The organism is Gimesia chilikensis, assembly GCF_007744075.1.
GTDB lineage: Bacteria > Planctomycetota > Planctomycetia > Planctomycetales > Planctomycetaceae > Gimesia > Gimesia chilikensis_A.
Map to the genome: position 1 here is coordinate 3,976,161 of NZ_CP036266.1, position 13,032 is coordinate 3,989,192.

Annotated in this window: 9 protein-coding genes; 6 read left to right on the forward strand and 3 right to left on the reverse strand. The window is 57.7% G+C overall.

Annotation, left to right across the window (positions count from 1 at the left end):
* The first annotated feature begins 1 nt into the window (after position 1).
* On the forward strand, positions 2 to 1,465 hold the full coding sequence (locus tag HG66A1_RS15120) for a DUF1501 domain-containing protein (RefSeq protein ID WP_145185468.1): 1,464 nt from the start codon (positions 2 to 4) through the stop codon (positions 1,463 to 1,465).
* On the forward strand, positions 1,462 to 3,273 hold the full coding sequence (locus HG66A1_RS15125; protein ID WP_145185471.1) for an amidohydrolase family protein: 1,812 nt from the start codon (positions 1,462 to 1,464) through the stop codon (positions 3,271 to 3,273). Before HG66A1_RS15120 ends, HG66A1_RS15125 begins: the two co-directional genes overlap by 4 nt.
* Before the next feature lie 15 nt (positions 3,274 to 3,288).
* Here the strand turns inward: HG66A1_RS15125 and HG66A1_RS15130 are convergent, their stop codons facing one another.
* On the reverse strand, positions 3,289 to 4,023 hold the full coding sequence (locus HG66A1_RS15130) for an AraC family transcriptional regulator (RefSeq protein ID WP_145185474.1): 735 nt from the start codon (positions 4,021 to 4,023) through the stop codon (positions 3,289 to 3,291).
* A 185-nt stretch (positions 4,024 to 4,208) separates the two neighbouring features.
* Here HG66A1_RS15130 and HG66A1_RS15135 point away from each other — a divergent pair, with 185 nt between their 5' ends.
* The 4 genes from HG66A1_RS15135 (at position 4,209) to HG66A1_RS15150 (ending at position 9,271) form a co-directional block, all read left to right on the forward strand.
* On the forward strand, positions 4,209 to 5,123 hold the full coding sequence (locus HG66A1_RS15135; protein ID WP_145193796.1) for a dihydrodipicolinate synthase family protein: 915 nt from the start codon (positions 4,209 to 4,211) through the stop codon (positions 5,121 to 5,123).
* Entirely contained in the window at positions 5,120 to 6,082 is a 963-nt protein-coding gene (locus HG66A1_RS15140; protein ID WP_145185477.1) for a proline racemase family protein, read from the forward strand. Before HG66A1_RS15135 ends, HG66A1_RS15140 begins: the two co-directional genes overlap by 4 nt.
* A complete protein-coding gene (locus tag HG66A1_RS15145; RefSeq protein WP_145185480.1) occupies positions 6,079 to 7,341 on the forward strand; it encodes an NAD(P)/FAD-dependent oxidoreductase in 1,263 nt (420 codons plus the stop codon). Before HG66A1_RS15140 ends, HG66A1_RS15145 begins: the two co-directional genes overlap by 4 nt.
* A gap of 190 nt (positions 7,342 to 7,531) precedes the next feature.
* On the forward strand, positions 7,532 to 9,271 hold the full coding sequence (locus HG66A1_RS15150; RefSeq protein ID WP_145185483.1) for a hypothetical protein: 1,740 nt from the start codon (positions 7,532 to 7,534) through the stop codon (positions 9,269 to 9,271).
* A 24-nt stretch (positions 9,272 to 9,295) separates the two neighbouring features.
* Here the strand turns inward: HG66A1_RS15150 and HG66A1_RS15155 are convergent, their stop codons facing one another.
* Positions 9,296 to 11,998, reverse strand: a complete 2,703-nt coding sequence (locus HG66A1_RS15155; RefSeq protein WP_145185487.1) for a bifunctional acetate--CoA ligase family protein/GNAT family N-acetyltransferase — start codon at positions 11,996 to 11,998, stop codon at positions 9,296 to 9,298.
* 36 nt (positions 11,999 to 12,034) lie between these two features.
* Entirely contained in the window at positions 12,035 to 12,967 is a 933-nt protein-coding gene (locus tag HG66A1_RS15160) for a histone deacetylase (protein WP_145185490.1), read from the reverse strand.
* Positions 12,968 to 13,032 lie beyond the last annotated feature (65 nt).

Genomic DNA, 13,032 nt, shown 5'->3' on the forward strand with positions numbered 1-13,032 from the left:
GATGAAGCATTCTTCCGAACCACTGCAGACACGTCGTGACTTTTTTGCCCGGACCAGTGATGGCATCATGGGCGCAGCGCTGACACACCTGTTCTGCCAGGACTTTTTTGGTGGAACCCAGGCACTCGCATCCGAGTCAGAACACGCGCCACAACAGTACGACCTGAAACCCAAGGAACCGCACCATCCGCCCAAAGCGACATCTGTGATCCACCTGTTTATGAACGGGGGGCCGAGCCAGATGGATCTGTTCGATCCCAAGCCGGTGCTGGACAAGATGGATGGCAAACCCTACCCGGGGAACATCGAAGACCTGGGGAACTCGAACACGAGCAGCATCGGAGAAATGCTGGGCGGACAATACAAGTTCGCCCGTCACGGGGAATCGGGAATGTGGATGGCCGACGTCCTGCCTGAAACTGCGAAGATGACTGACGAACTCTGTCTGCTCAATTCGATGTGGACTGACCATCCCAACCACGACAATGCCCTGTATAAAATTCACAGCGGGCGGCTGTTCATGGGCTATCCCACTTTTGGTTCCTGGACCGTCTACGGGCTGGGCACCGAAAATCAGAATCTGCCCGCTTATGTCGTATTGACTGATCCCCTGGGGGCTCCCAAGAACGGTACGCGCAACTGGACGGCCGGCTTTCTGCCTCCGACTTACCAGGGAACGCGGCTGCGTCCGACCGGTTCACCGATCCTGAACCTGAAACCTCAGTACGAACAGCCTTCCGCGGTGACCGAATCCGCACAGAAACTGTTAAATCAGCTGGATGAGATTCATCGTAAAGAGCGTCCTTATAATCCGCTGCTGGATGCCCGTATTGAGTCCTACAGCCTGGCGGCACGGATGCAGATGTCGGCCACCGAAGCCCTGGACCTTTCCAAGGAAACGAAACCCACACTGGAACAGTATGGTATCGGCGAGAAAGCCACCGACTCGTATGGTCGTCGCTGTCTGCTGGCCCGCCGTCTGGTGGAACGGGGCGTCCGGTTTGTGCAGATCTTCCTGGAAGAACAACCGTGGGACAGTCACGCCGACCTGAATGCCAACCATCGGCTGATGTGCGAACGCACGGACAAACCGGTGGCTGGCCTGTTGCGTGATCTGAAACAGCGGGGACTGCTCAATAACACACTGGTCATCTGGGGCGGTGAATTCGGACGGACGCCGACCACGCAGAAATCATCGAACGGTTATTCGGGCCGCGATCACAACATGCAGGCATTCACATCCTGGATGGCCGGCGGTGGCGTGAAAGGGGGCACGACCTACGGCGTCACCGACGATTTCGGACACAGCGTCGTCGAGAATCCGGTGAGCGTGCATGACTTCCATGCGACCATTCTGCACCTGCTGGGTCTGCATCATCAGAAACTGCACTTCACCCGCAGCGGGCTGGAAGAGCGGCTGACCGGGGTCAAACCGCCCCGCGTGGTCAAGGAGATCATCAGTTGAACCCATCTGAATCAGGCCTGACCCGTCGTGAACTGCTACAGTGTGCTGCGACTGCGGGTGTTGCAGTCGCGTTGGGAAACAGTGTCAGTCAGGCAGCCGATCCTAAAGATGAGCGACCGACGATCATCGATACCAACGTCAGCCTGTTCGACTGGCCTTTTCGTCAACTCCCGCTGAATGAAACCTCGCTGCTGATCAAGAAGCTGCGCTCGCTGGGCGTGGTGCAAGCCTGGGCCGGCAGTTATGAAGGTATTCTGCACCGCGATCTGTCTTCCGTTAATCAGCGACTGGCTGAGGAATGTCAGAGGTATCCTGAACTGATACCGTTCGGCACCATCAATGTGTCACTGCCGGGCTGGGAAGACGATTTCCGGGATTGTATCTCCTTGCATCAGATGCCGGGAGTGCGGGTCTACCCGGGATATCATGCTTACGCTTTGGATGATCCTCAGTTTATAGAACTTTTGAAACAGGCCGCCAATCAGAAGGTTCTGGTGCAGATTGTCGTTTCACTGGAAGACACGCGTACGCAGAGTCACCTGTTGCGTGTGGATGATCTGGATCTACAGCCGCTTTCGGAAGTGGTCAAGCAGATACCGGACTGCAAAGTCCAACTGCTTAACGCGCGTCCGCGTTCACCGTTGTTGAAACAGCTGGAAGAGACACCCGGTATCTATTTCGATACCGCTCGCGTCGATGGAACCGATGGCGTACCGAATCTGATCGAAGCTGCTCCTGCGGGGCGAGTCCTGTTTGGCAGCCATGCGCCGTTTCTGATTCCCGAAGCACCGCTGGTGCGTGTTTATGAAGCCCGCAAGCTCGACGCACCGGCGCTGGCCGCCCTGCTGTCGGGGAATGCCAGTCGTCTGCTGAAATCCTGTCGGGAGAAGCAGGCTTCTGCCCTTCGGGAACGCAAACCAGAGCCCCTGCCCACAACAATCGACGCCGAACAAATTCATGCCGGGCTGCCCGGAGAAGCGCAGCTGAAACGCTATCGCATCTGGGATTCCTACTTCACCCCTTCACATTCGAATCCGGGACGAGACGGGAGTAGTCGGCTGATCGCGGATATTGAGCGTGCTTTACCTGCTGCCCGCACCGGTCAATTTGAAAAGCTGTGTTACTTCGCGCATGTGGGACTGGGCACAACCAGCGATTCCCAGTTGGAGCAACTGCTGCGTGAGCAACCTGAAGTAGTCCTGAAACCGCTGGAGCGCTGGCCCGAGCTGTTAATCGGGATGATGCAGCTGAATGCCAATGATGTGCCAGCTTCCCTGGCGGCTTTGGATCAGTGGATCAAGAACGGCCCAATGCGGGGCGTCTATTTCGCCAGCAGTGGTCCCGGGTCACAGGTCTGCACGCATCCGAACTTCAACCCGCTGGTCGAACGCATTGCCGAGTTGAACGGCGTGATCATGCAGCACACCTGGTTTAAGACCGGTGGCAAAGGGGGACCGGGTGAATCGACGCCGGACGACCTCGTGGTTCTGGCCAAACGATTTCCCGACCAGCAATTCCTGTGCGCCCACGCAGGTGGTGAATGGGAACAAGGCATCCGCGCGGTCCGGGATTGCGGGAATATTCTCGTCGAGACTTCCGGCTTCGACCCGACGGCGGGCTTCATTGAAATGGCCGTCCGCGAACTGGGGGCCGAACGCGTCGTCTTTGGGAGCCACCTTCCCTCACGCTCACTGGGAACCGAATTGTGCAAAGTCACCTGTGCGCAGATCACCGAACAGGAGAAATTCCTGATCCTGGGTGAGAACTATCGGCGGTTGCTGGCGGCGCAGGCTGCGAAAGCAGACTGATGGAAGCTGCCCCGTTCATTCTCCCCGACGTCCCGTGCGGCGATAATCCTGTGGCGTCATACCGGTTGTTTTGCGAAACTGGCGTGTGAAGGCACTCTGGTCGGCATAGCCGACATTCAGGGCGATCGCAGAGATGGGAGCGTCCGTCTCGCATAACTGCTGTTGAGCCAGATCGATGCGGAGCTTCAACAGCCACTGGCTGGCATTCAAACCGAATACGCGACGGATACGGCGGTCGAACTGATAGCGGGACATCTGTGCCTGCGCAGCCAGTTCCGGAATGGACGGGGGTTCTGCCAGATGCTGTTCGGCATATTCGATGGCGGTGGCAACGTGCTGATATTCTGCGGTCGCGTAGTCCGGCAGTTGCAGGTCTTTGGAAACGCCGACCAGTCCGACGACGGTTCCCCGGCGGTTCTTGAGGGGCAGCTTGGTCGTCAGGCACCAGCCCACTTCCCGCGAGGGGTAGACGTGCAGTTCGAGTTGGAAAAGCAAGGGTTTCCCGGTTTTGAGCACGCGCTGATCCTGTTCCTGAAAGCGGTTTCCCAGCGGCGACCGAAAGACTTCACAGGGAGTCCGTCCCAGCAGTTGAGCCTTGGTTTGCCTGCCACACCGCTGCTGCAGCGTGGTGTTCACAACCAGATACGCTCCACTCCTGTCCTTGATGAAATAGACGATATCGGGCAGATGATCGAAGAGTGCTTCGCCGGTAAACGGTTCGTCCAGTTGCTGCAGTAATTCGTGGATCATTGTCGTCCCCTCGGATCCAGATCTGTAAAAACTCGATTATGCGCATTTTCAAGTCTGGCGTCGAGGGACCGACTATACAGTTCACCCGCGAAACGGGTATGCTGATTCTGGATTAACCGCATTCAGAGTCCCCCGGAACAAGGAGACGACGCGTGACTGAAGAGAGCCGAATCTTTCGTGGCTGCATGCCGGCTTTGATGACTCCCTGTCAGACTGATGGGAGTCCCAATTATGAAGCGCTGGTCAGCAAGGCCCGGGAGCTGATTGACCTGGGGATGCGGGCCGTGGTCTATTGTGGCTCCATGGGAGACTGGCCGCTCTTGACTGATGCACAACGCCAGGAAGGTGTCAGGCGACTGGTCGAAGCAGGCGTGCCGGTCGTCGTTGGTACGGGGGCTCAAAACACGCAGAGTGCCGTGGCTCATGCAGCGCATGCTCAGGAAGTGGGTGCAGCCGGACTGATGCTGATTCCCCGCGTGCTTTCGCGCGGCTCCTCACCGGCAGCACAAAAGTCGCATTTCTCTGACATTCTCAAAGCAGCTGACAGCTTACCGGCGGTGATTTACAACAGCCCCTGGTACGGTTTTGAAACCCGCGCGGACCTGTTCTTTGAACTTCGGCGGGCGTATGCAAATCTGGTGGGCTTCAAGGAATTCGGAGGGGCGGAGGCTCTGAACTACGCCGCCGAGCAGATTACAACCGGTGATTCGGGGCTGTCCCTGATGGTGGGCGTGGATACGCAGGTCTTTCACGGATTTGTGAACTGTGGTGCCGTCGGTGCGATCACGGGGGTAGGAAATGCGTTGCCGGTCCCTGTGCTGAAGTTGATCGCGCTCTGTGAACGGGCAGCGCAGGGAGATGTCGAGGCCCGCAGGCTGGCTCTGGAACTGGATGCGGCCCTGGCGGTCCTCTCCCGGTTTGACGAAGGCCCCGACCTGGTTCTGTATTACAAATCGCTGATGGTCCTGGAGGGGAACCCCGAATATCAGTTGCACTTTAACCCCTCGGATCAGTTGTCTGAAAGTCAACGGTGTTTTCTGCACGATCAGTGGCAGCTGTTTAAGAACTGGTGGGACCAGTGGCCGGGAGCGAACGCATGAAGGGATCTGAAGCGCGGGTCCACGTCATCGACTCGCATACCGCAGGGGAGCCGACACGTGTCGTGCTGTCAGGAGGTCCCGAGCTTGGTACGGAGTTGCTGAGTGCGCGACGGGATCGGTTCCGGGAGACCGCAGACGGGTTTCGTCGTACCCTGATTGATGAACCTCGGGGCAACGAGGCGATGGTGGGTGCCCTGCTCTGTGAGCCGACAGATACCACGTGCGCCGCGGGGGTCATCTTCTTTAATAACCGCGGCTACCTGGGGATGTGCGGCCATGGGACAATCGGCGTTGCAGTTACGCTGGCCTACCTGGGACGGATTGAACCGGGTCAGCTTAAGCTCGAAACGCCCGTGGGTATCGTCAGTGTCGAATTACACGACGCGCATACGGCCTCGATTGAAAACGTCCCCAGCTATCGTCTTAAGACGGATGTCACGGTCGAGGTTCCTGAACTGGGCCCCATTCGTGGTGACCTCGCCTGGGGCGGCAACTGGTTCTTTCTGGCGGATTCCCCGCTCCCGCTGACTGCAGAACGGATTCCGGAGCTGACGACGGCCGGCTTACGTTTGCGGAGCGTTTTAGCAGAACAAGGCATTTGTGGTGCGGCTGGTGAGGAAATCGATCATATAGAATTCTTCGGTCCTGCAGAATCGTCAGAGGCGGACAGCCGGAATTTTGTACTCTGCCCTGGAGGCGCTTACGACCGCTCGCCTTGTGGCACGGGGCTGAGTGCGAAGCTGGCCTGCCTGGCGGCTGAGGGAAAGCTGGCACCGGGTGAGACCTGGGTGCAGGAGAGTATCATCGGCAGCCGGTTTGAGGGATCGTATCGACAGGGAACCGCCGATCAGATTCTGCCCCGGATTACGGGTAGTGCATATATCGTGAGTGAAAATCAGCTGATTCAACAGCCGGGCGATCCGTTTGGGCAAGGCATCCCGGCAGGAGCCATCAAATGACCGAGCAGACAGCAGCGGGAACCGTGATCGTTGTGGGGGGCGGGATTATCGGGATCGCCTGTGCGCACTACCTGTCTGACGCCGGCTTTCAGGTGACGGTCATCGAACGGAACACGATCGCGGGTGCCTGCTCGCATGCGAACTGCGGCTTTATCGTGCCGAGTCATGTGTTGCCCCTCACTGAACCCGCGGCCCTTAAAACCGCTTTGAAATCGCTGTTCACCCCGCGTGCCCCCTTTCGCGTCAGGCCCCAATGGGATCTTTCGTTCTGGAAATGGATGTGGCAATTTGGCCGCCGTTGTACTCACAAACAGATGCTGGCAGCAGCGCCTGCTTTGAAATCCATGCTTGATCTGTCACTGCAGGAATACCGGCGGCTACTCGAACAGGAAGACCTCGCCTGTGAGTGGCGCGACGCAGGGCTACTGTATGTGTTTCAGACAGAACGGGGGCTGGATGAGTACCGCCAGATAGATCGTCTGCTGACGGAACACTTCGGCGTCGCGGCCCGGGAGATTCCGGGAGAAACGCTGCCGGCCTTCGATCCGGCGCTCAAACCCGGACTGGCGGGGGCCTTTCATTACACGTGTGACGCTTCACTCAAGCCGGACCTGCTGGCTGCCGCCTGGACGACGCGGTTACGGGAACGAGGTGTTCAATTCCAGGAAGCATGTGAGCTGACGGGGGTCACACATGCGGGAGGCAAGATTACACAGCTGGAGACTTCGCAGGGAGAACTGCAGGCCGATGCGGTTGTGTTTGCGACCGGGGCCTGGAGTCCGCTACTGGCGGAGCAGCTGGGTTGCGCGATTCCGATCCTGCCTGGCAAGGGGTATTCGGTGACCATGGCGGCACCAGATCCAAGCCCTCGGTATCCGATGCTGTTCCCCGAGCATAAGGTCGGTGTCTGTCCGTTTGAGAATCGGTTCCGACTGGGATCGATGATGGAGTTCACCGGCTATGATACGACGATTCCCGAGTATCGCATTCAGCAGTTACGCGACTCGGCGAAACCGTACCTGGTGACTCCCTCTACTGAGACCGAGTACGAGCGCTGGTATGGCTGGCGGCCGATGACGTGGGACAGCCTGCCGATCATCGGTCGCGTGCCCCGTCTGAACAATGCCTGGCTGGCAGCGGGGCACAACATGCTGGGAATGAGCATGGCACCGGCGACCGGCAAGCTGATTGCCCAGCTTGTTTCTTCAGAAACTCCCGATCTCGACCCGATGCCGTATGCTCCGGATCGCTTTGAATGAGAGTCTGTCTGTAAAAACGATATGGTACACCCGCACATTGTGAGCCTGGCGAGACGAAGCATGCTTTGATGATTCAAACAGAATTAACACGCGAAAAATCTGCGTTCCAGGAAACGTTCTTATTTGAATTCCAATTTCAGCTGATATAATACGGACGTTGGGCCGCCATACATTCGGGATATCGCCTCTTATGAGAAATGATTTTTCAATCTTCAATGTCAGGTTGAACCAGCTGCTGAGGCTGATTGTTCCCTGTCTGCTCTGTCTCTTCTCTTATTCCTCGCCGGCTCTGGCTGAGAGCAATCTGCTGCAGGACGATCCCAAACGTTGTGCCGTGATTGAGCTGTTTATCCGCAATGACTGTGAAGACTGCCCGGAAGTTGTGAAGCGGGTCGAGGAATATGCTGAAAAGAATGGTCGGATCCGGCTGCATATCCACAACCTGGATGAATCGAAGAAACACGAAGAGCGGTATCAGCAGATACTGCAGTATTTCCAGTTGAAAGAAGCGACGCTGCCGGCCGCTTATGGCTGTAATTCCCTGTTGAGTAAACTGAAGCCGGATGAATCGACCGATCGTCGCCTGGATTCCCTGCTGACTGTCACCGCCTATGTGCGTTCGGGATGTTCCAAGTGCGCCGCCGCGAAAGAATTCATCGCCGGGCTCAAACAGCGGTATCCAGTCTTTAAATTCAAAGAACATGACCTGGTCTCCAGTAGCGAGGCGCGGGTGAAAGTGCAGGAGCTTTCCCAGCGGTACCGCAAACAGGCTGTCAGCGTGCCCGTGATCCATCTCTGCAATAAGCTGATGATCGGCTGGACGGGGGAAGCCACAACCGGCGAAGAGATGGAATCGACGTTGAAATACTGGACTTCCGAGTGCCCTGAGAAAGAGAAAAAGGAAGATCAGGAGAGTTCCCTCGAGCAACGGTTGCTTCCCGAAACGGTCGATACGGCGACGGCAGCAGTTTCTCATGCAGGGAACAGCGAGTTCCTGATGATCTCGTTCGTAGCTGATCCGGGTGAGGCAGATGCAGCGGAAGATGATCCCCTGCCCCCGATTCCCGGTAATGATCCGCTCCCCCCGATACCGGGAGGCAGTGCGGTGGCTCCGCCGATCCCGGGAGGAGAGCCGCCCCCTCCGGTGATAGATGGCGGACCTCCGATTCCTGTACCTGCTCAGGAAAAGGATACCATCGAAGTTCCCTTGTTGGGGGAATTGAGTCGAAGCCGGTTAGGAATGCCGGCTTTTACTTTTTTAATCGGTCTGGTCGACGGTTTTAACCCGTGCGCCATGTGGGTGCTGCTGTTTCTACTCTCCCTGCTGGTGAATCTGAAAAGCCGAGCGAAGATCGTGGCGGTTGCAGGCACGTTTGTGCTGATCAGCGGCCTGGCTTATTTTGCCTTCATGGCGGCCTGGCTGAATGTGTTCCTGCTGATCGGCTACTTAAGGCCCGTGCAGTTGCTGCTGGGGATCTTTGCCACCCTGGTAGGGTTGATTCACATCAAGGATTTTTTTGCGTTCAAGAAAGGGATTTCGCTCTCCATTCCCGAATGGGCCAAACCTGGTCTGTATGCACGGATGAGACGGGTGGTGAATGCTGAAAGTCTGACCGGGGCGATTATTGGCGCCTCGATTCTGGCTGTGCTGGTGAATATCATCGAGCTGCTCTGCACTGCGGGGTTACCTGCTTTGTATACCGAAATCCTGACGATGCAAAACTACCCGCCCTGGAAGACCTATGCCTACCTGGCACTGTATAACGTCGCTTATATGCTGGATGACACGATCATGGTGACCATTGTGGTCGTCACGCTGGGCAAGCATAAACTGCAGGAGGACCAGGGACGCTATCTCAAACTGTTCAGCGGCGTGGTGATCCTGATACTGGGGCTGATTCTGATTATCAAACCGTCGCTGCTGCTGTGATGATTGAACAGAGCCAAGCAGTCTTTAAGAGCCTGCGCTTTTAGTGATCTCTTTCACGAGTGAGACCGTTTCTGTTTCCGCCGAATGATTGCGGGCAAAGTCCCGCTTCTGGAAGACATTCAGCATACGGCGGTTATCGGCTGCTGTTTCCGCGACAACCCGTTTGATTCCCCAGCGGCGACAGACTTCGAGACAGTAATCGGTCAGAATGGAGCCGAGACCCTGCCCGTGCCATTCGTCGCTGACGAGCACCGCATACTCGGCTTCCTGATGGTCGGCGTCGGCAATAAGACGTCCGACCCCGAGGATTCGTGATTCACCTTCTACTTCGAGTTCCGCCACGATGGCAATCTCGCGATCGTAGTCAATAAAGCAGAAGCGGGCCGCCATATCGTGTGTCGTGCCATGAAACGAATAACGGAAGCGGGAACGAATTGTTTCGGGCGAGCAGCTGTTGAGCAGCCCGTGCCACATATCTTCGTCTTCAGGCTTAATCGGTCTGAGCAGCACCTGGGTACCGTCTTTCAGGGTGACAGTTCTGCTGAACTCTTCGGGATAAGGACGAATCGCCAGATGCGAATAGGGGCGACTGGTGCCCGGTTGCGTTTCCAGATCGACAATGATGCGGGCATCGAGGGCGACGACCTGATCAGGAGAGACCAGCAGCGGATTGACGTCCAGTTCGAGGATCTCGGGAAAATCGGCGACGAAGTAAGAGAGACGAATCAGAACTTCGATCAGTCGGTCCAGGTCGACGGGGGCGTGACCCCGGTAGCCATTCAACAGGGGCCAGGAACGCAGTGATTCCAGGGCTCTGCGGGCCAGCCGTTCGTTGAGGGGTGGCAATTCGAGGGAACGATCCTGGTAGAGTTCGGCAGTGGTCCCCCCTGCACCGATCAGCAGGACGACGCCGAATACCGGATCCCGCTTGGCACCGACGATCAGTTCATGGCCTTCCGCTTCGGCGTACATGGGTTGTACGGTGACTCCCTGGACGTGCGCCTCGGGCCGCCGCTCTGCGACGCGCTGCATCATCCGCGCATAAGCTTCGTGCACTTTCTGATGACTGGCGATTCCAAGTTCCACACCGCCGACATCGGATTTATGGGTGATATCATCCGAATAGATTTTGAGCACCACCGGATACCCGAGCTCATCCGCACGGGCGGCGGCTTCTTCCGGGGAACAGGCAACGACCGTCTGGCTGACAGGGATGCCGTACGCTTCGAGTAGCTGTTTGGACATGCGTTCCGAGAGTGTGGATTTCCCCTGCTGGAGGGCGACCTGGGCGAGTTCCTGCAGACGGGCCCGGTCCAGGGTGAGATTCATCGGTACGGCCCGGGGGGTTTCGTTCAGAAACTGCAGATTGCGGGCGTAGGTGACCAGGTACATGAAAGCCCGCACCGCCTGCTCGGGTGTGGTGTAAGTGGGGATTCCGGCCTGATTCAGACGCGCAATCCCTTCCTGGACTTTTCCGCCTCCCATCCAGGCGGTGAGCACCGGTTTCGAGGAGGTCCGGGCCGCTGCGATGACTGCTTCCGCGGCGCCGGTGGGATCGGTCATCGCCTGGGGCGAGAGTGCAACCAGCACGCCATCCACCTGCGGATCTTTGAGGACAATCTCGACCGTTCTGCCGAACCGCTCGGGGGTCGCATCTCCGATGACGTCCAGTGGGTTACCGTGCGACCAGGCAACCGGGAGGAATTCGTTGAGTTGTTCAATCGTCTCCTGCGAGATCTCGGCCATGATGCCTTTACGTTCCAGCAGAGCGTCGGTTGCCATCACGCCGGGACCGCCGGCATTGGTGACGATGGCCAGTCGATCCCCCCTGGGAGGCTTGTGTCGTGCCAACAGTTCCGCACAGTCGAACAGATCATCCAGATCGAAGACGCGGACGATGCCGGCCCGGGCGAAGGCAGCTTCGTAAACGGCGTCAACGCCTGCCATCGCCCCGGTATGCGAGGTCGCTGCTTTCGCGGAAGCGGTGAAGCGGCCCGCTTTATAGGCGATGATCGGTTTTTTCTGGGTAAAGGCACGGGCTGCCGACATGAAGAGTCGCGCCTGTGCAATGGATTCCACATAGAGAATGATGGAACTGGTGTGAGGATCGAGGGCGAAATAATCGATCAGGTCGGCCATGCCGACATCCAGCGTATTGCCGACGGAGACGAAGTGCGAGAAGCCGATGCGTTCCTGCAGTGACCAGTCGAGAATCGACGTGCAAAGTGCCCCGGACTGAGAAATGAAGGCGACATTACCGGTCAACGGCATATCGGTGGCGAAGCTGGCATTCAGTTTCGAATAGGGCGCCATGATGCCCAGGCAGTTCGGCCCGATAATTCGCATGCCGGAGTACTGGTGCGCCCGTCTGCGGACTTCCAGTTCGAGCTCTTTCCCTTCGGGGCCGGTCTCCCGGAACCCGGCGGAGAGAATGACAATCCCCCGAATACCGGCCTGGCCACACTGGTCGATAAGGTCGGGAATCGTGGCTGCGGGGGTACAGATCACCGCCAGGTCGACTTTGCCCGGCAGGTCGGCGACCTGGGCGTAACAGGTGTGGTCACCCAGTCGCTCGTGCTTGGGATTAACGGGATAAACGGGTCCCTCGAAACCGCCTGCCAGCAGATTATGAAAGACGGTATGTCCGACACTCAGCGGTCGTTGACTCGCGCCGATAACGGTGACTGAACGGGGATGAAAGATTTTATCGAGATTGCGAATGGGCATGGTTGGGCCTTTGTCGTGCTCCTCTTGACTGCGGCTTCAGTTTGAGACCAGCTCCAGTAGATGATGTTCAATACACTCTGCCAGTGCCTGGGGATTGTAGCCTCCTTCGAGCAGGCTGACGACACGCTGTTCTGCATGAACGTCGGCCAGATCGAGCACCACCCGGGTCAGTCGTGCGAAGTCTTCGCTTTCCAGCCCCAGTGATCCGACCGGGTCATCCTTGTGTGCATCGAATCCCGCACTGATCAGAATCAACTGAGGTCGGATTTTTTCAGCCAGTCGTTCTGCGGCAGCAGTGAACTGGCTGAGATAGTCTTCGCGCGAGATACCATATTCTAACGGAAGGTTGACGGTCGTTCCAAGTCCGGCTCCCGCGCCGGTTTCGTCTGCAAAGCCTGACTTCACACAGAACGAAGACCGATGCACGGACAGGAAACCGACCTGCCCGTCTTCCCAGAAGAGTTCCTGGGTGCCATCGCCGTGATGCACGTCCCAGTCGATGATCATGACCCGTTCCAGGCCGAACTCATCGATGGCCAGCCGCGCCGCGATGGCCACGTTATTAAAGAGGCAAAACCCCATAGCCTGCTCGCGTGATGCGTGATGTCCGGGGGGACGAATCAGACAGAAGGCACGGTCGGAGTGCCCCTTGAGTACCTGCTCGACGGCATCACAGGCGGCACCAGCGGCCATGCGGGCGACCTCCCAGGATGCAGGGCAGACGGTGGTATCGGGGCTGATAAAACCGCCCCCCTGTTCACAGAAATTTCGCACATACTTCACATAGTGATCCGAGTGCACGCGTTCCAGTCGAGCATCACTAACCTCGCTGAAGGAACGCTGGCGACAGTGTGCGTGGAGTGCAACCTGGGTCGCCCGGCGGACAGCAGGCACGATCCGCGCCGGATTTTCCGGGAGACCGCCTGTTTCATGTTTGAGAAATATGGGATCCGAATAGAGTAGTGCCATGGTTTGTTCCGCAGGTTAACGCTCCGCGGCGCGAGTCGCGTCGCTGTTGATTAAGAAAGCATACC